Origin of the sequence: Streptococcus sp. HMSC073F11 (assembly GCF_001810785.1) — a bacterium.
Lineage (GTDB): Bacteria > Bacillota > Bacilli > Lactobacillales > Streptococcaceae > Streptococcus.
Genome location: NZ_KV802690.1, coordinates 46,589 through 63,709, shown reverse-complemented (window position 1 = coordinate 63,709; position 17,121 = coordinate 46,589). Strand labels below are relative to the sequence as shown.

At 37.5% G+C, this 17,121-nt stretch carries 18 protein-coding genes, 2 tRNA genes and 1 pseudogene; 10 read left to right on the top strand and 11 right to left on the bottom strand.

What is annotated here, in order from left to right; translation table 11 throughout:
• Positions 1 to 3: 3 nt before the first annotated feature.
• From HMPREF2764_RS01955 to HMPREF2764_RS01935, 5 genes are all read right to left on the bottom strand, one after another.
• Entirely contained in the window at positions 4 to 747 is a 744-nt protein-coding gene (locus HMPREF2764_RS01955; protein WP_070526781.1) for a 16S rRNA (uracil(1498)-N(3))-methyltransferase, read from the bottom strand.
• Between the two features lies 1 nt (position 748).
• Positions 749 to 1,699, bottom strand: a complete 951-nt coding sequence (gene prmA / locus HMPREF2764_RS01950) for a 50S ribosomal protein L11 methyltransferase (protein WP_070526778.1) — start codon at positions 1,697 to 1,699, stop codon at positions 749 to 751.
• Positions 1,700 to 1,836: 137 nt separating this feature from the next.
• On the bottom strand, positions 1,837 to 2,265 hold the full coding sequence (locus HMPREF2764_RS01945; protein ID WP_070526775.1) for an NUDIX hydrolase: 429 nt from the start codon (positions 2,263 to 2,265) through the stop codon (positions 1,837 to 1,839).
• Between the two features lies 1 nt (position 2,266).
• Positions 2,267 to 3,334 carry a M50 family metallopeptidase gene (locus tag HMPREF2764_RS01940; protein ID WP_070526772.1) on the bottom strand — a complete coding sequence of 356 codons (1,068 nt, stop codon included), beginning with the start codon at positions 3,332 to 3,334 and terminating at the stop codon, positions 2,267 to 2,269.
• Positions 3,335 to 3,352: 18 nt separating this feature from the next.
• Positions 3,353 to 3,823, bottom strand: coding sequence for a DUF3013 family protein (locus HMPREF2764_RS01935; RefSeq protein ID WP_000257095.1), 471 nt, complete (start codon positions 3,821 to 3,823; stop codon positions 3,353 to 3,355).
• Between the two features lie 115 nt (positions 3,824 to 3,938).
• Here HMPREF2764_RS01935 and HMPREF2764_RS01930 point away from each other — a divergent pair, with 115 nt between their 5' ends.
• From HMPREF2764_RS01930 to HMPREF2764_RS01915, 4 genes are all read left to right on the top strand, one after another.
• Positions 3,939 to 5,210, top strand: coding sequence for a replication-associated recombination protein A (locus tag HMPREF2764_RS01930; protein WP_049549757.1), 1,272 nt, complete (start codon positions 3,939 to 3,941; stop codon positions 5,208 to 5,210).
• Positions 5,211 to 5,474: 264 nt separating this feature from the next.
• Positions 5,475 to 5,547 (top strand) — tRNA-Lys (locus HMPREF2764_RS01925).
• 354 nt (positions 5,548 to 5,901) lie between these two features.
• The gene (locus tag HMPREF2764_RS01920) at positions 5,902 to 6,417 is read left to right on the top strand and encodes a DUF308 domain-containing protein (protein ID WP_000672739.1); all 516 of its coding nucleotides are present in this window, start codon (positions 5,902 to 5,904) and stop codon (positions 6,415 to 6,417) included.
• A 61-nt stretch (positions 6,418 to 6,478) separates the two neighbouring features.
• Positions 6,479 to 6,551, top strand: a tRNA-Lys gene (locus HMPREF2764_RS01915).
• Positions 6,552 to 6,691: 140 nt separating this feature from the next.
• On the opposite strand, the pseudogene HMPREF2764_RS01910 reads toward HMPREF2764_RS01915, so the two are convergent.
• Together HMPREF2764_RS01910 and HMPREF2764_RS01900 are read right to left on the bottom strand one after the other, a co-directional pair.
• A pseudogene (locus tag HMPREF2764_RS01910) lies at positions 6,692 to 7,779 on the bottom strand (AI-2E family transporter).
• Between the two features lie 9 nt (positions 7,780 to 7,788).
• Positions 7,789 to 9,078: a hypothetical protein gene (locus HMPREF2764_RS01900; protein ID WP_070526763.1), complete on the bottom strand. Its 1,290-nt coding sequence runs from the start codon at positions 9,076 to 9,078 to the stop codon at positions 7,789 to 7,791.
• Positions 9,079 to 9,883: 805 nt separating this feature from the next.
• On the opposite strand from HMPREF2764_RS01900, the gene HMPREF2764_RS01895 reads away from it, so the two are divergent.
• On the top strand, positions 9,884 to 11,029 hold the full coding sequence (locus HMPREF2764_RS01895) for a low temperature requirement protein A (RefSeq protein WP_070526760.1): 1,146 nt from the start codon (positions 9,884 to 9,886) through the stop codon (positions 11,027 to 11,029).
• Between the two features lie 466 nt (positions 11,030 to 11,495).
• Here HMPREF2764_RS01895 and HMPREF2764_RS01890 read toward each other — a convergent pair whose 3' ends face one another.
• On the bottom strand, positions 11,496 to 12,977 hold the full coding sequence (locus HMPREF2764_RS01890) for an AcpB/EbpR/MafR family transcriptional regulator (RefSeq protein ID WP_045616763.1): 1,482 nt from the start codon (positions 12,975 to 12,977) through the stop codon (positions 11,496 to 11,498).
• A 310-nt stretch (positions 12,978 to 13,287) separates the two neighbouring features.
• Between HMPREF2764_RS01890 and HMPREF2764_RS01885 the strand changes: the two genes are divergently transcribed.
• From HMPREF2764_RS01885 to HMPREF2764_RS01865, 5 genes are all read left to right on the top strand, one after another.
• A complete protein-coding gene (locus HMPREF2764_RS01885; RefSeq protein ID WP_045616762.1) occupies positions 13,288 to 13,524 on the top strand; it encodes a GlsB/YeaQ/YmgE family stress response membrane protein in 237 nt (78 codons plus the stop codon).
• 99 nt (positions 13,525 to 13,623) lie between these two features.
• A complete protein-coding gene (amaP, locus tag HMPREF2764_RS01880; RefSeq protein WP_045616760.1) occupies positions 13,624 to 14,187 on the top strand; it encodes an alkaline shock response membrane anchor protein AmaP in 564 nt (187 codons plus the stop codon).
• 11 nt (positions 14,188 to 14,198) lie between these two features.
• Positions 14,199 to 14,369: a DUF2273 domain-containing protein gene (locus HMPREF2764_RS01875; protein ID WP_045616759.1), complete on the top strand. Its 171-nt coding sequence runs from the start codon at positions 14,199 to 14,201 to the stop codon at positions 14,367 to 14,369.
• Between the two features lie 11 nt (positions 14,370 to 14,380).
• On the top strand, positions 14,381 to 14,965 hold the full coding sequence (locus HMPREF2764_RS01870) for an Asp23/Gls24 family envelope stress response protein (RefSeq protein WP_070526757.1): 585 nt from the start codon (positions 14,381 to 14,383) through the stop codon (positions 14,963 to 14,965).
• 41 nt (positions 14,966 to 15,006) lie between these two features.
• Complete coding sequence (locus tag HMPREF2764_RS01865; protein ID WP_000102420.1) at positions 15,007 to 15,210, top strand: CsbD family protein; 204 nt, start codon at positions 15,007 to 15,009, stop codon at positions 15,208 to 15,210.
• A 213-nt stretch (positions 15,211 to 15,423) separates the two neighbouring features.
• Here the strand turns inward: HMPREF2764_RS01865 and HMPREF2764_RS01860 are convergent, their stop codons facing one another.
• The 3 genes from HMPREF2764_RS01860 to HMPREF2764_RS01850 all read right to left on the bottom strand — a co-directional run bounded on the left by HMPREF2764_RS01860 (position 15,424) and on the right by HMPREF2764_RS01850 (position 17,097).
• Positions 15,424 to 15,945, bottom strand: coding sequence for a hypothetical protein (locus HMPREF2764_RS01860; protein ID WP_070526754.1), 522 nt, complete (start codon positions 15,943 to 15,945; stop codon positions 15,424 to 15,426).
• A 69-nt stretch (positions 15,946 to 16,014) separates the two neighbouring features.
• Positions 16,015 to 16,539 (bottom strand): thiol-disulfide isomerase, encoded by a 525-nt coding sequence (locus HMPREF2764_RS01855; RefSeq protein ID WP_070526752.1) that lies wholly within the window; start codon positions 16,537 to 16,539, stop codon positions 16,015 to 16,017.
• A 102-nt stretch (positions 16,540 to 16,641) separates the two neighbouring features.
• Positions 16,642 to 17,097, bottom strand: coding sequence for a GNAT family N-acetyltransferase (locus HMPREF2764_RS01850; RefSeq protein ID WP_070526750.1), 456 nt, complete (start codon positions 17,095 to 17,097; stop codon positions 16,642 to 16,644).
• Positions 17,098 to 17,121 lie beyond the last annotated feature (24 nt).

Below are 17,121 nucleotides of genomic sequence, written 5' to 3'. Positions count from 1 at the left end.
CTCTTATTTCTCTAATTCTAATAAAACACTAAGGGCTGATAAGGCGTAAAGCGGTGCTGTTTCTGCTCGTAGGATACGAGGGCCAAGACCTGCCAAGACTGCTCCCTTAGCTTCAAAACTTTCGATTTCTGCAGGTGACAGACCACCTTCTGGACCAAAGATAAAGAGCAATTTGGCTCCTTTTTCAAGACCAGTGACTGCTTGTAAGAGCGCAGTAGCTTCTCCTTCTTTTGCTGATTCTTCATAGGCTACTATGATAGAGTCAAACTGATCCAGCTGGGCTAGAAAATCTGCTTTTTTCTCGAAAAGCTGAATACTTGGGACGATATTACGCTTGCTTTGTTCTGCTGCTCCAAGGGCAATTTTTTCTAGTTTTTCAATCTTTTTACCCAATTTCTTGCCATCCCACTTGGCAACCGACCAATCGGCAGGAAAGCCCCAGATTTGGCTAGCTCCTAGTTCCGTCACTTTTTGAGTGATAAACTCCAGCTTGTCTCCCTTGGGAAAGCCTGATGCGATGGTGACTTGAACGGGCAGTTCCACATTGTCAGTTAATTCTTGGACCAATTCAAACTGACATGCTTCCACATCCAGCACGCGCGCCAAGCGCTTGATGCCATCATCAAAGACTAAGGTCACCTCATCCTCTTCTTTCAGCCGCATGACCTGAAACATATGCTTGATGGTTTCCTTGTCCTCGATAGTTACAGGAGAGATTGCACTGCCTTTGACAAAATACTGCTGCATGCTAGCCTCCAATCACACCAGAAATATCCTTGGTCTTCTTAAAGACACAGGCATTCCATTCCCCTTGAATCATGTGGGTTTCAAGGAAAAATCCAGCTGACTCAGCTGACTCGCGCACCATGTCCCACTTGTCCTTGATAATCCCACTCATGATCAGGTAGCCTTCGTTCTTGACCAAACGATAAGCATCATCTGTCAGATGAATGAGAATATCCGCCAAGATATTGGCCACAATGACATCTGCTTCAATCTCCACACCCTTGAGCAAATCTCCAGTAGCAACATGGATATTTTCCATACCAGGGTTGAGCTCAATATTTTCCTGAGCAACACGAACTGCCACATCATCTAGGTCGTAGGCAAAGATTTCCTTGGCACCAAGCAACGAGCTGGCAATGGAGAGGACGCCTGATCCAGTCCCCACATCTAGCACCGTTTCGCCACCACGAAGAACCTGTTCCAAGGCAAAAAGGCTCATCTTGGTAGTTGGGTGGGTTCCTGTCCCGAAGGCCATACCAGGATCTAGCTTGATAATCTTTTCTCCAGCAGTCGCCTCATAGTCTGTCCACGACGGCACGATGGTCAAATCATGAGTGATGCGAGCGGGTTCATAATATTTCTTCCAGTTGTCTGCCCAGTCTTCTTCAGCCAAGGCAGTAGTCCCCATTTTGACCTCTCCCAAATCCATAAAATCTGTCAATTCTGCTAGGCGAGCCTGCAAGTCTGCCTCAACCACTGCTACATCCACCGTATCAGGGTAATAGGCTGTCACTACGATTTCTTCTTGCTGCTCGACCTCTGGGAAAATCTCACCAAAGCGGTCAACATTTCCCACATAGTCCATACTGTCTTCAATCGCAACACCTTGCGCTCCCAGCTCAATTAAGAGATTAGAGACCAGCTCCTCTCCCTCACGCTTGACTGTAACTTTTAACTCTTGCCATGTTTCCATATTTAAGATACCAAGCCCGTAAAACACAAAGCCAAAATAGGAAATTCTCTGAAGACGCTTGTGTCTAAAAGAAGTTTATCTTTTTGGCACAGTGTTTAGGGCGGGTTCAGTTTAGAAATTTAACCGAACCATCCTTTCTAATCACTTACTTTTAAATAATCTTTTAATCTCTCTTGCAACTGAGGCACAACTTGACTGGAAGTGAGAAACTCCTCAACATTCATCAGCTGATAACCCTGTCCTTCATCTCCAAAGGTAATATTGTCAAATTGTTCTTGTCTTAGCTGACCAACCATAAAGACCGATTGCTTGCCTTCAAAGATTACGCTAGGATAAATTTTGCCCCAAAGCAAACAATCTTCATTTAAATGAATTCCCAGTTCTTCATAAACTTCACGCGCTGCGCATTCAAAGGGACTTTCATCCCCTTCACGGCCACCACCTGGCAACTCCCACATGTTGGGACAAGGGATATCGTCCTTGTCATCACGTAAGATAGTCAAGAGCTTATCCCCACAAAACAAAGCAATCTTACAGCCTGTGAAATCAGAAATTTCTATTTCCATATTAGACTCCTTCGGTTAATTCCTTTTCCAGCTCGGCTAACCAGTTTTGATAATAGCTTTTCTCATCCCGTAACATCCGGCTGCTATTCATTTTCTGTCTAGCAATCTTCATAGCCTTGTGAGTTTGAACTACATCTTTCTTTACCTTAAATTGATACCAAGCTTGAATGACCTGCATATCTGCTGTTTTTATAGATAGAAAGGATTTGACCCCTCGAATACTTGCATATTCTTCCGCTTTCTTATTATCTCCTTCCATCAGAGCAATTTGAAGAAGGTATAATTGAGAACTAGTTTTAGACATTGGATTATCTGTTTTCTCTAACACAGATTGAAACTGTTGCTTTGCAAGCTCTATATTATCATCTAATATGAATACCAACCCCTGAAGAGTCTGAACACTTTCTGCAAAACTCCCTCTCGCCTCCTCATCAACAGACATGATAAAGTCTTTTAAATCATATTCTTGAGGAGCTAGCAAGGTCTGGGCAGAATGCCTCAACATCAGGTAGGCATATTTCGTATTTTCAGGGTGTTGTAGCAATTCCCAAATTTTTGCGCCATCGGTGATGCCGACTGGCAAAATGTTATTTAGGAAGAAAGACAAATTAAGAAAAATCCAAGTGCCTGCAAAATACCAGTTTGTTGTCAAAAAACCAAAAAGTGTTGCTAATAATATCAAGCAAAGGTGAACTATCAAGCCTCCTGAAAGCATCAAGATGATTCTTTGATCGCTTTCATCCTCTTTTAAACCAATATACTGAGCACCAACATTTTTTATAACTGCTGTTCGACTAAGATGAAGCCTTCCTGACTTTTTGGTTAAAAGAAAGTTCCCTAATCCAAAAGCCACCAGCCGATAGCCTGTCAAGTAGCCACAAAAAGCATGTCCCAGCTCATGAAGAATAAAGATTAAATATATACTTAGAAGAGCGAAGGCATAACCAAAAGTAAAGACTAAAACTGCGGAATACCCCAACTCTGCAAATGCGATTGTTCCACAAGCAAAAGCCAGCATAATAAAGACAACAGCTAGCACATAAACCAAATAAGTCCCGATTTTCTTCATAAAATCTCCATCCAACTCCTAGTATCTCGGATAAGGATAAAATTCTCCCTCTTCCAAGCCTACTTTACCTTCTTCAAAGACTTCTTGGTTCCATTCCATGACAAATTCTTCTGCTTCTGGGTCTTCCAAAAAGTCCATAAGGGCATCTAGTCCAACCTCGGCAGTATCTTTAAGGAATAGCGCAAAATAAGCTAAAAATTCACGAGAAAATCCTTTTTTAGGCAAGTAAGGGATGACAGTCAAATAGTCTTCTGCATTGACTGTTGATTTGGCAGGATTGTAAAAAAGCACTGCTTCTTCAAAGAGAATATCATCCGATGAAACCTCTCCATCTTCATCCACCATCTCCACACCTGCAGCATTTTGTGCTTCCAATAAAAAACTCACTTCAACTGCATGGTTGCGCTTATCCCAGCTAATCTCAAAGTCAAAGGGAAAGTTCTTGTCCAATTCTTCCTCTAAAACATCTAAAAATCCGTATGTTGCCATTTTGTCCTCTTTCTATGCGACTCTTTAATCGCCCCGATTGCTCGGAAATATGCTAAAATAGATACTACCATCTTACCACATATACATCAGAAAATCCATGTTAGAAAGGACTGCTATGCCAGACAATCTCGCGCTTCGCATGCGCCCAAAAACCATCGACCAGGTCATCGGTCAGGATCATCTGGTCGGATCAGGAAAAATCATCCGCCGCATGGTGGAGGCCAACCGCCTGTCCTCCATGATTCTCTACGGACCTCCGGGTATCGGAAAGACCAGTATCGCCTCTGCCATCGCTGGAACGACCAAGTATGCCTTTCGGACCTTCAATGCCACTGTTGATAGCAAAAAACGTCTCCAAGAAATCGCTGAAGAGGCTAAATTCTCTGGAGGATTAGTCCTATTACTGGACGAGATTCATCGTCTCGATAAGACCAAGCAAGACTTTCTTCTGCCACTCTTGGAAAGTGGACTGGTCATCATGATTGGGGCCACAACTGAAAATCCCTTCTTTTCTGTCACTCCAGCCATTCGTAGCCGTGTTCAGATTTTTGAGTTAGAACCCTTGTCTAATCAAGATGTTAAAGAGGCGATTCAAATTGCTCTAACCGACCCTGAGCGTGGTTTTGATTTCCCAGTTGAGCTAGATGAGGATGCACTGGATTTCATCGCAACCTCTACAAATGGAGACCTGCGTTCTGCTTTTAATTCGCTAGATTTGGCTGTTCTCTCTACTCCCGAGAATGACAAGGGCATCCGCCATATCACACTGGATATCATGGAAAATAGCCTGCAGAGGAGTTATATTACCATGGATAAGGATGGGGACGGTCACTACGATGTCCTCTCAGCCCTACAAAAGTCCATTCGTGGCTCGGATGTCGATGCCAGTCTCCACTATGCTGCCCGCTTGATTGAGGCTGGGGATCTTCCTAGTCTCGCTCGTCGCTTGACCGTTATCGCTTATGAAGATATCGGTTTGGCCAATCCTGAAGCCCAGATTCACACCGTGACTGCTCTGGATGCTGCCCAGAAGATTGGTTTCCCAGAAGCCCGTATTCTCATTGCCAATGTCGTGATTGATTTGGCCCTTTCTCCAAAATCCAACTCAGCTTATGTGGCTATGGATAAGGCACTTGCTGACCTCAAAACATCAGGGCACTTGCCTATTCCGCGACACCTGCGTGATGGGCACTACAGTGGAAGCAAGGAACTGGGGAATGCCCAAGACTATCTCTATCCACACAACTACCCTGGAAATTGGGTCAAGCAAGACTATCTACCAGAAAAAATTCGTAATCATCACTATTTCCAAGCAGAAGATACTGGTAAATATGAACGGGCTTTGGCTCAAAGAAAGGAAGCTATCGACCGTTTGCGAAAAATCTGAAATCCTTTTCAAAAAATTGCACTTTCCTCTTGATTTTTTTTGAAAAAGTGGTATTATATAAACATAGAAACGCTGTGGTGTACGACTTCACACTTAAGTGTTGACCGACTATTTTTTGTATTATTAGGGAAACAAAAGTCTTCTAACAGCATGTAGGCCGTCTCACACGGAAACAGCTTCAGTTAGAGCGAGTTGCCCACCTGCTTAATTGCGCGGGTTCAATACAAACCGTGAAGTTTCGGCACCAATACAGCTTTTTTCTTTGCCTCCTTAGCTCAGCTGGCAGAGCAGCGGACTCTTAATCCGTGGGTCACAGGTTCGATCCCTGTAGGGGGCATCTAAATACAACAGGAAAAAGCCTTGTAAATCAAGGCTTTTTTTGCTTGTCTATAACTGATTTACCCCATCATTTGTCCCACATTTTAAATCTATCTTTTCTTTTTGAATCAAATTACATCTTAACAAATAGTGTAAAGCCAGTTACTTTTGCTTTGATTCCATACAATATTTTCATGTAGAGAAGACAAATTTTATCTTCTCTTTTTATTTTCAAAATAATAAAAACTGATTTTCTTTTCATAAATCAGACTGAAACTTCCAAATTTTCCATTTTGTTTATTGACATTTCCTCTAAAAAGGTGTATAATATTTTTATTATCAAACTATACTATACTATATAGGGGGTATTGAAATGAAATTTTCTAATCGTTTACTGCTATTCCTTGCAGGAGTTGTTTTTGTCCTTTTAGGACTTTTCCTATTTACAAACCCAGTAGCTAATCTTGTTGCTTACAGCTGGTGGATTGCATTTGGTTTACTGGTTTCTTCTATAGCAGCTATTTTAGGCTATTTCTCTGTACCAAAAGAGCTTCGCTCACCAGCTCATCTTTTCCAAGGGATTGTTAATCTTCTCTTAGCTCTTTACCTCGTTGCCTATGGCTTTGTGACGCTGCCAGTTGTCATTCCAACTATTTTAGGAATTTGGTTAATTGTAGAAGCCATTATAGCTTTCTTTAAAGGCAATCGTCTGGGATTGATTTTCCCTATTATTGGCAACCATATCATGTGGATAGCGTTGCTTGCATTTTTACTAGGTCTAGTGATTTTGTTCAATCCAGTAGCTACAAGTGTCTTTGTCGTTTATGTCGTTGCCTTTGCATTTTTAATTGTTGGTTTCACCTATATCCTTGATGCCTTTCGTAAATAATCTAGCTGCCATTTTGGGCATATTAAAAAAGCTGGGAAGTTACATTCTCAGCTTTTTATTTGCCTTCTTAGATCAGTTGGTAGAGCAGTAGACTCTTAATCTATGGGTCGCAGGTTCGAGCCCTGCAGGGGGCACATCTAAATCAACAGAAATAAGCCTTGAAACCAAGGCTTTTTTTAACGTCTAATAGCTTTTTGTAGAAAAGTATTTAAAAATAAAAGAGAAGAGAATCTCTCACTCTCTTCTCAGTATATCTTATTAAATTTAGTTTTTCTTAATCTACCTGATTTTCCTTTGCAACGACAAATTCTTTAACCAGTCGATAGATAACAGCAAATACGGGGGTAAAGAATATCATTCCAAGTAGTCCGAAAAGATTCCCTCCGATACTAGCAGCCGCAAGCGTGAAAAGGGCTGGTAAGCCAATAGATTGACCCACAACTTTGGGATAGATAAGATTTCCCTCAATCAGTTGTATGATTTGATATAGAAGAAGAGAAAGTAAGGCTTGAGTAGGACTCACTGTGAAGATAAAAATCGCTCCCACAACACAAGCAATCATAGGCCCTACATAAGGAATGAACGATAGCACTCCTGCAAAGATACCTGTCATTACTCCATAGGGTATCCCAAACACGCTGTAACCAACCGCTATCATAACTCCTATGATGACTGCTTCAATCAGCTGACTCATCAAAAATTGGTCATAAGTCTCTAGTGCTACTTGTCCAATGCAAGTTAACTTTGTCACCACTTTCTCTGGAAATATAACTTTTAGAAGTCGACTCGTCATCGCTGCCAGATGTTCCTTACTGGATAAAAATGAAAAGGTAAATACTATAATCAGAAAGGCATTCATTATACTTGAAAAAATATTTCCTATATTACTAGTCAGACCGGATAAGAAGGTTATCAAAGCTTGACTAATAGAGCTAGACTGTCCCTGAATTCCTGATACGATAGTTGACAGCATGTCTTTGGTTACAAATTCCGAGCTGTCTAGCAATTTCCTAAGTTGAGTCAGGACTGTTGAAAGGACTGTTCCCAGCTGACTAATAGTCTGAGCTAGGGTTGGCAGCACCAAAACCAAAAGAGCAATCACGATTAAGATAAGAGCTAGGAAAACAAGTACCATGGCAATCGGACGACGCAACTCTGCCTTTACCTTCAATTTAACTAAATACTGTTCAATTTTTTCATAGGAACATTAAGCACAAAAGCAATAACAGCACCATAAATCAAGGTTGATATTACATCAAAGAGAGAGATTGCTCCTGATATAAAGCTTGATGCATTCAGAATTACAAGAGTAACCAGCCCTATAAAAAGTATTAATGGGGTGTATTTTTTTACTAAATTCATAAATTCTCCTTAATAAACATGTTTAGATACGACTATACTATTTGGTTTTTCAAACTCTCGGTCAAGGTAAGCTTGGTAAGTTCCTGGTGCGATAAATCCTTTGGGTGAGAGGATATCGGTGCCAGCCTGACCGACTATGGTATCAGCCAAGAGCACACAGTTTGTAGATAAGACAAAGTAGGATTTAAACTTAGATTTGATAAATTTATAAAGTTCCCCATCTGTCTCATGTCTGATTTTATAAGCGTAGGTGTAGTCTTCCTTACCATCACCTGTCATGATTTTATCTGCACTTGGCTCCCATGGAATCGTCAGTTGTTTCAATTCAGCCAACTTTTTCTGAACTGCTTTTTCCATTTCAGGCGTCAAATCTATCCCATAACCAAAAAGCGTTTTTTGACTCTCACGTTTACATAGGTCAATGTACTTGTCACGATCACAGAAATATAAGACACCATCTCCTACCATGCCAAATAAGGTCTCAGAAGACGGATCATAGTTGCCATAAGAAATAACACGGCCTTGATAGCAGATATCCACATGACCAATTGCCGAAAACAGAGAGGTCTCAGCTGTATGAACAAAAATTTCAAGCTCCGCTGTCTTACCAGACTTCACCATTCCAAGATGGATATCCTCTCTCTCATCAGCATTTTCCAGCATAAATTTGTTAATTTTTGCTAAAGTTCTTGCAGGGATGAGAGCGGCTAGGACAATAGGTAAGCTAATTCTAATGCGACGTTTGAGATGGTTTTTCCCAATTTCCCCTTCAAATAAGAAACCGTCACGGATATTGGACAGACCATAAAGGAAAAAATAAGCCCCTAATACAAAGAGTTGAAAGACAGAATTTCCTGTAGAGGACAAAAGACTAGTCCCACCAAGAAAAACTAGTACGAGTCCATCTAGTAAGAGACGAAAACGAGGTCGAATTTTGTTTTTGCGGTAGAGAACATAGGTGACAAGGTTAATACTAGCATGAAAAATCTGATAAACTCCAATCACAAGAGCCAGAACATAAATCGGCACATCCGTCGCAAGATTGGAGCCAAGCAAATATCCCAGCACTAACAATTTAACCAGTGCAACTCCCAAGGTGTCCGTTGACTGACTTTTTTTGAAAATACGTAATACTAAATCTAAGACCGTTGCTATCCAAGCTAAAAACAGAACCAGTCGAATAACCTTTACTGGCAACCAAGTCCCCGTGACCATCAAGATGAGACCTAGCAGAACAAACAAGAACCCCTGAGCAAGTAATTTCTTACCTGTCAGACCTAAAGATAGAATTTTCGCCATATAAAAACCTTTCAACAATAAAAATTAAACACTCCGATTAAACTGACTAGTAAATAGCCAACACTACAAACAGCCTGTGCCAGCAACATATGGTGACTAGAAATGACTGTAGTAATGTCACCATCTTGTCTTATGCACTTCTAAAATTTGTTATATTGATTAGAAACCAGAGCTTATAAAAACTAGCTAAACTCGAGAGATAGACACAATTGCGACGAAAAAATGTATAACCAATTCAACTTGTTAAGGTAAGAAAGCATTATTTCCAATCTATTAATTATTCATCTATTACCTATTATGACACAATATTCCCTATAGTTCAACTTTTTACTTGTTTTTATATTACACGGACTAAAAAGTTTTCAACAGTTGATTGCATTTGTTTTAATAAGTTTTAACCTTTCTTGGTTAGATAAAAAAAGAACCATACAGTTTAGAATCTGTATGGTTTTTGCCCCACTTTTGTCCCATTTTTAAATCATGACATTGAAAATACCTAAAATCACTTATATTTCAATATTTTTAATTGCTCTCAATATGAAAGTCCTTTCCAAATCCCTGTAGGGGGCATCTAAATACAACAGGAAAAAGCCTTGATTTACTAGGCTTTTTTGTGTAGTCTTAGCACTAAAAAACGATAGAAAAAACACCCCTTCTGAACTGCACCCCAAAAGTTAGACAGAAAAAACCTAACTTTTGTGGCGCAGTTCATTCGCGTCACATGAAGTTATTTAAGCATCTTCTTTTCTTTTATTACCATTTTCTGTTATAATAAATTGTACTTCTAAAATAGAAAGGTCTTAAGATGACAACTCTTATTAAACATAAACGTGTAGAATTTTCAGAACTTTTTTATGACTTAGTTTTTGTTTTTGCAATTTCAAAAGTAACTACTTTAATTGACCATCTTCATAACGGTATTTTGACTTGGAATTCTTTCCTTGATTTTTTCATTGCTACTTTGCTTCTCATCAATTCCTGGATGATTCAAACCGATTATACCAATCGCTATGGAAAGAACTCTTTATTTAACATAGTAATCATGTTTATCAAAATGGGAATTTTACTCTTTATAGCCAATATGATTGGACCTGATTGGCAACAATATTTTCATTATCTCTGTTGGGCTATTGGTACATTAACCCTTACCTTATTTTTTCAATATTTGGTTGAATTTTTTAGAAAATCAACCGATGATGTTAATCGGGAAAGTATCAAAGGTTTTCTATGGATAACAGCTCTAGGAAGTTTAGGAGTCTATCTAGCAGCTCTTCTTCCTATTTACGTTGGAGTCTCTGTCTTATTTGCTAGTATTCTGCTAACATTTATTATGCCAAGTATCTTGCTTAATAAAGATAAGCATTACCAGGTAAATCTCCCCCATTTAATCGAGCGCATCTCCCTTCTTGTCATTATTATGTTTGGAGAGATGATTACGGAGCTAGCTAACTTCTTTACAATCGAGAATTTCTCGATTTATTCGGTTCTTTATTTCATTATTATGATTTCTCTGTTCTTGTTTTATTTTGGTCAATTCGACCATGCTATTGATGAAAAATCTAATCAAAAGGGACTATTTCTAATTTACAGTCACTATCCTATTTTCATTGGACTTATGATGATGACTGTATCGATGAGTTTTCTTCTGAATCCTGAAGCTAATCGTCTCTTTGCAACCATCTTCTCTTATATCGGATTTGGCCTCTTTCAAGCTGCTGTCCTAGTAAATGGCCCCCATAACAAACACTATCTTCGCTATTCGAAAAGTTACTACTGTGTCCAAGCGACACTCTATCTGGCTGCCTTGATTCTCTCTTTAATCTTTGCTTCTAATCCTATAATAGTAGTGAGTATAACAACCATTTTAGCTCTAGCTATAGCCATTCATTTTATTTATTTTTATATGACACAGAATAAAAAATATTCCAAATCTAACTGGGGATTATTTTAATGAGTTTATAACATTAAAAAGCTTTGGGAACCAAGGCTTTTTTTTCATTAATTTGTTTTTCCATTTTATCCTCCAATTTGATCTCGCACTGACATTTATTTATAACAAAACTATATATCTAGAATAGCATAATCATTAGGTATTATAGGTTTTCAAACAAAATACGAGTCATTCGTTTTTGCCCCACTTTTGCCCCATTTTTAAATCCTGACATTGAAAATACCTAAAAGTATTTCCCTAAAATCAGCTATATTTCAACATTTTTGTTTATTTTCAATATGAAAAGTTCTTACAAATTCATGCAGGGGGCATCTAGATACAACAGGAAAAGCCTTGAGTTCCAAGGCTTTTTTGCTTGTTCCGAACAAAAACATGACAAGATTTTAGGATATTCTGAGTTTAGTATAGATAAAATTCTTTCCTTATAAAACAAAAAACGCTAGATAGCGTTTTTTGTTATTCTTAGTTACTCGTCTAATCGAATAAACATCATTGCGTTAAGCAAAGAGATGAGAGCGACTGTATTGACATTATTAGAATAGATCAGTCTCTTATTTTCAATAGGAGGAATAATAAAATTAGAAATAATGATGTCATAAGGTGATTCTTTTAGAGCATCAAGTGATAACTCTAATTCACTCCAAACTTCCAGTTCAAAATTGTTACTACAATAGTAAGAAAGTGTCTCAGCTACTGATTTTGCATGATACTGATCAAAATTACTCATGACCAAAACCTTTAATTTAGGTTGATTTTGTAAAAGATTTAGCACCAAGTGTTTGCTATGGGTGATAAAAGTATAGGTCAAATGATTGACCTTCATTGAATTACGATCCATATCCAAAGCCTCTAGATAATGTTCAATCCCTTCCTTCACCTCTGAAACAAATCGAGGGAAAATATTTTGAAAGTTTTTGATTGTATTGCCTTTTTGATCAAATAGGATAAACTCTGTCGATAATTCCTGACGATGCAGATGTGCTGTATTATGCAGATGCCAAATCAGATTGTCCTTATTGTCTACTTGAAGATTATACTCTCTTGATACCTGATCTACTAGTTCTCCCAATAACTGATACGATTTTTTTACATAGCTGTCTGTTTTTGCATGGTTCAAGAATAATTCTTCATCTATGAAAAACATTTTTTGAAAATAGGATACAAATAATTGACCTATTACTTCTTTATTCAGAGAGATATGATATTCAGAGTCAAAGCTCGCTACAATCTCGTCAATTCCTTCTGCCTGCATAAACGATTCCAACAATTGATTGTTAAAAGAGTCTCTCTCAACTTCCATGAAATGAGCAAACTTTATGCGATATAAATTTGTAACCAGAAGTAATTTTAACATTCTATGAGTTGATAAATTCATCGGGAAAGAAGTTGCTTTATAGACTAATTCCAATAATTGAGACAAGGGTTCTTGAGAAAAATCTTCAAAGGGCCATTCAAGGAAATAATATTTCTCTGAAAAATACTGGGCAAAAAAGTAACGGATATCAATCTCATTTCCAGTGATTCGAACTGGATTGAGGCTTATTTCAAAACGATATTGTTTCTTAATAATTTTATTAATGTGACTGATGATACGATAAAGAGAGGAAGAACTGATATAAAACTCTTTGCAGAAACTATCAGTATCACATCCTTCATTAAAGAAGATAAATTCTAAAATTGAAAAGTGGGTTGAATGCTTAAAAAAATGATGATAGACCATCTCAATATCACTATCATCGGTATTAATGATACGGATGCCGTTTGTCGAGGAATGAAATATCAAGTCAGGAAAAGAAGATCTGACATGGGACAAGTCATCTTTTACAGAACGTTCTGCACAGTGCAATAATTCTGCTAGTTCTGAAATATGAAACCAGCGCTTGTTTTCAAACAGTAATTCTAATAATTCTAATTGTCTGTGACTTTTTTTCGATAATAAATCTCTCATGAATAGCTTTTCTCTCTTTATAATAAACTAAACGATTGCCTATCAATCTTCATGCAATTATACCATATAGAGTGCATTTATCCTCTTACAACGACTTTTGCTTATCATCAAAAGACTAGTCTAATCCCTTAGAAACCCAGTAGCATCAAGATTTTCTTATTTATTTGTACCTGTGGTGTGTTTTTATAATACGTAGTTTGAGACAAATTATTACCCTTCCATATTTAAATATTATATAATTAATTCAATCAAAGAAATTGGTTTTCTGAAATTGATTCTTTGATTTAGAAATAGAAAAGGAGGATACACTATGTTGTGGTCCATTATTGTAGGAGGTCTTATTGGTCTCATCGCAGGTGCAATCACTAAAAAAGGTGGCTCTATGGGTGTTATTGCAAATATTGTTGCAGGTTTAATCGGTTCAACTGTCGGTCAATCACTTCTAGGAAGCTGGGGACCTTCATTGGCTGGAATGGCTATTATTCCGTCAATCGTAGGTGCAGTAATTGTTGTTGCCGTAGTTTCATATCTATTTGGTAAAAAATAAGCATTACCTAATAGAACATTAAAAGTGATAAGCCATAATTTTGAATACTTTAGACGGGTAAAATTATGGTTTAAAGCTTTTCATTTGAAAGGATTTAATATGTCAAAATCAAAGAAAATATTGTTACTTATTTTCTGTATTTTAATCTTGGCTATTTTCCTTCCTATTCTCATAGATTATCATCAGGTCAGTGATTTAGATATCCACTTATTCAGTTGGAGAGAACTCTACGCTGAATTTCTGATTGCTAGATATGTCTTTTGGGGGACACTTGTCCTATCTGTTTTAGTGTTAATTTCAATGTTAGTAATACTCTTCTATCCTAAACAGTATTTAGAGATTCAATTAGAGACTCAAGAAGATACATTAAAACTAAAAAATTCAGCTATCGAAGGCTTTGTTCGATGTTTGGTCATTGATCATCAGTTGATCAAAGAACCAACAGTCCATGTAAATAGCCGCAAAAATAAATGTTTCGTTACTGTAGAAGGTAAAATTCTTCCTTCGGACAACATCTCAAATCGATGTCTTGTCATCCAGAATGAAATAACTCATGGATTAAAGCAGTTCTTTGGTATTGAACGTGAGGTAAAACTTGAAGTTAAAGTGAAAGAATTTGAACCTCCAAAAACGACCAAAAAGACTGTTAGTCGTGTAAAGTAAGGAAGTAAAAAATGGAATGGTTTAAAAAATATCAGTATCCAATTATTGCAGGTCTAGTAGGTGTCATTCTCGCTTGCTTTATCTTATCCTTTGGCTTTTTCAAAACACTATTTGTGTTAATCTGTGGAGGTTTAGGAGCATTTGCTGGATACTATGTTAAGGAAAAATATTTAAATAAATAAAGGAGTCTCGTATGTCAAACGTAGATAAAAATGTAGAAAAAAAAGATGTCGCTGTTGTTTCTCAAGATGTTAAAGGGGAACTCACTTATGAAGACAAAGTAATCCAAAAAATCATTGGTCTTTCACTTGAAAAAGTACCTGGACTTTTGGATGTGGATGGAGGATTCTTCTCTAATCTAACAGAAAAAATTATCAATACGGATAATGTCACTCATGGTGTCAATGTTGAAGTTGGGAAAGAACAAGTCGCAGTTGACTTGAACATTGTTGTTGAATACCAAAAAAATGTTCCAGCTTTGTACAAAGAAATCAAAGATGTTGTCGTATCACAAGTTACAAAAATGACTGATCTAGAAGTTGTTGAAGTCAATGTGAATGTTGTTGATATCAAAACGAAGGAACAGTATGAAGCAGATTCAGTTAGCCTTCAAGACAGAGTAACTGACGTGGCTTCTTCAACAGGAGAATTTGCTTCAGAACAATTTGAAAAAGTGAAATCTGGTATCGGTTCAGGTGTTGCTGCTGTTCAAGAAAAAGTAGGCGAAGGTGTTGAAGCCGTTAAAGGCGAAACAAAGGAAAAAGCTCGCGTACACTAATTCATCTGATCAAAATCAATCAATTTAAAGGAGGCAGAATCATGTCAACAGAAGAAAAATTAAATCAAGCAAAAGGTTCCATTAAAGAAGGTGTCGGCAAAATGATCGGCGATGAAAAAATGGAAAAAGAAGGTGCAGCTGAAAAAGTTGTTTCTAAAGTAAAAGAAGTTGCCGAAGATGCAAAAGACGCTGTCGAAGGCGCTATTGAAGGTGTTAAAAACATGCTTCACAAAGATGAAAAATAAGACTAAAAGTTAATTTATCTAATAACAATATTAGTCAGAGAGAGAACATTTACTGTTCTCTTTTTGTATATAGGACCCTAAAAACGATTCTCAATCTTCCTTAAAAGGAATTGTCAACTAGAAAAAGCCTTGGAATCAAGGCTTTTTTGCATGTTTAAAATAATATAGCCCTTTTTAAAGAAACAAAATTCAAAAGGTTTCAACCTACTAGATTTACTTATCCACCACCTGAGCTTCAAATTGGGCTGGTTTCTTGTCCACATTGGTAATGGTTATCGTGTAGGGCTTGTTATTGGTGGCATCAAAGACTTTTTCACCTTGATAACTTACAACAACTCCATCTTTTTCTAAATAAATATCTGGTTGGTTGTTTGGAAGTTCTTCGTACTCCTCGCCCAAACCATGGCTTTTTATAATTTTTTGTCCCTCTACTTCATAGTAAACATCACCATTTCTCTCACTCCAAACATCTGAGCCAGATAATTTAATTCTGCCTGAATCATTTTTCTTCAAGATGAAGATTGAATAGTATTCCAAATCTTGTGTTCTGGGATTTACTCTTAAGTTGACAGATTGACCTGGTTGAAGAGTGTATTTGCCATAGTTCAAAACGGAAAAGACAAACCAGACTAGCAGCAAACTATACAAGAGTCCTATAATCATTCGTGAGCGCCTACTTTTAAACAAACGTAAAAGTAACAGTAAAGAGACAATAAAGATCAATTCTGTAAACATTTTGTCCCTCCTTTCTCATCATCATTGACATCCTAAACAGAGTCTCGCATCCATTTCTCACTAGTAACATCAACCATACAAAGTCTGATACATCTTATCTAGAAAAGCTTTCAACTCTTTTCGAACAATCTTTAATAGGCGTTCTTCTTCGGCTTGAGAGATGTTCACACTTTCTTTTTTCTGATTACTAATATTAGAATAGTAACTACGTTTTAAGGTTAAATGATTATCTAAAATATAGTAGGCATTTATTTTTTCCTCATTTACCATTGTTTCAAATAAAACAGAGACTTCATCCCTGCCAGGATTCAACATTTTCAAATCAATGTCTCCTTTTATCCCTATGGAGTCAATTCCTCCATCCAAGCGAATGGCACCGTCGGGAGGAACGACATAGCCTGCTTTACGAATGTCAGACGCATATCTCCCTGAATCCGTTAAATGTTTTAAGACGGCTATAGTGTCCTGTTCTTCAAAGGAAGCCTTTAGTTGGAACCGTTCTTGGTGGCTTTGATACTGAAAATAAAGATTGATACCAACAACTAAGGCAAGTACAGAAGCGAGCAAGATTCGTATTTTTCTACATCTCGACATGTTTATCTCCTTTATCTAAGAAATCATAGAAATTTTGTTTCCAACTTTGAAAGGTAACTGCCTTATCCTTGAAAATCCTTGGGACTCTGACTCAAGTGACTGCTATCTACCCTTTTTCATTATGTATTTTCGTATAGGTACTTCAACCATTTGAACGATTTCAAATCCTTCTTTTTGGTAAAGCTTGTGAGCTGTTTGATTTGCCTCGTAGACATTTAGAGAAATAGTATCTATGTCTTCATTTTCAAATGCTAAACTAACAAATTTCCTTAAAGCCTGGCTACCTAAGCCTTGCCCCTGTTTCTGGGGGTTGATAAAAAATCTCCCGATATGAAGATTTTTGTCTTCTAACCTGATTTTCTGGATAAGCCCCACAAACTCTTGTCCACCAAAGATTGAAAAGATTCCTTCCAAATCTTGCAAGATTTGAATTGTTAAGGGAAAAGGAATCATTGTTCCCATCCATTGTTCTTGAAAGGATTTGCCAAGGGAGTTGGACCATTGGCATACGAGTTGAGCGTTTTCTGTGCTCACATTTTCTTCAAAACGAATTGTCATCTTGACCTCACCATCTTATCTATG

Coding starts and splice junctions, on each gene's coding strand:
- HMPREF2764_RS01860 (WP_070526754.1), bottom strand. CDS start 15,945: ATGTTTACAGAATTGATCTTTATTGTCTCTTTACTGTTACTTTTACGT.
- HMPREF2764_RS01930 (WP_049549757.1), top strand. CDS start 3,939: ATGCCAGACAATCTCGCGCTTCGCATGCGCCCAAAAACCATCGACCAG.
- amaP (WP_045616760.1), top strand. CDS start 13,624: ATGTCAAAATCAAAGAAAATATTGTTACTTATTTTCTGTATTTTAATC.
- HMPREF2764_RS01865 (WP_000102420.1), top strand. CDS start 15,007: ATGTCAACAGAAGAAAAATTAAATCAAGCAAAAGGTTCCATTAAAGAA.
- HMPREF2764_RS01920 (WP_000672739.1), top strand. CDS start 5,902: ATGAAATTTTCTAATCGTTTACTGCTATTCCTTGCAGGAGTTGTTTTT.
- HMPREF2764_RS01935 (WP_000257095.1), bottom strand. CDS start 3,823: ATGGCAACATACGGATTTTTAGATGTTTTAGAGGAAGAATTGGACAAG.
- HMPREF2764_RS01855 (WP_070526752.1), bottom strand. CDS start 16,539: ATGTCGAGATGTAGAAAAATACGAATCTTGCTCGCTTCTGTACTTGCC.
- HMPREF2764_RS01890 (WP_045616763.1), bottom strand. CDS start 12,977: ATGAGAGATTTATTATCGAAAAAAAGTCACAGACAATTAGAATTATTA.
- HMPREF2764_RS01885 (WP_045616762.1), top strand. CDS start 13,288: ATGTTGTGGTCCATTATTGTAGGAGGTCTTATTGGTCTCATCGCAGGT.
- HMPREF2764_RS01940 (WP_070526772.1), bottom strand. CDS start 3,334: ATGAAGAAAATCGGGACTTATTTGGTTTATGTGCTAGCTGTTGTCTTT.
- HMPREF2764_RS01955 (WP_070526781.1), bottom strand. CDS start 747: ATGCAGCAGTATTTTGTCAAAGGCAGTGCAATCTCTCCTGTAACTATC.
- HMPREF2764_RS01945 (WP_070526775.1), bottom strand. CDS start 2,265: ATGGAAATAGAAATTTCTGATTTCACAGGCTGTAAGATTGCTTTGTTT.
- prmA (WP_070526778.1), bottom strand. CDS start 1,699: ATGGAAACATGGCAAGAGTTAAAAGTTACAGTCAAGCGTGAGGGAGAG.
- HMPREF2764_RS01895 (WP_070526760.1), top strand. CDS start 9,884: ATGACAACTCTTATTAAACATAAACGTGTAGAATTTTCAGAACTTTTT.
- HMPREF2764_RS01870 (WP_070526757.1), top strand. CDS start 14,381: ATGTCAAACGTAGATAAAAATGTAGAAAAAAAAGATGTCGCTGTTGTT.
- HMPREF2764_RS01875 (WP_045616759.1), top strand. CDS start 14,199: ATGGAATGGTTTAAAAAATATCAGTATCCAATTATTGCAGGTCTAGTA.
- HMPREF2764_RS01850 (WP_070526750.1), bottom strand. CDS start 17,097: ATGACAATTCGTTTTGAAGAAAATGTGAGCACAGAAAACGCTCAACTC.
- HMPREF2764_RS01900 (WP_070526763.1), bottom strand. CDS start 9,078: ATGGCGAAAATTCTATCTTTAGGTCTGACAGGTAAGAAATTACTTGCT.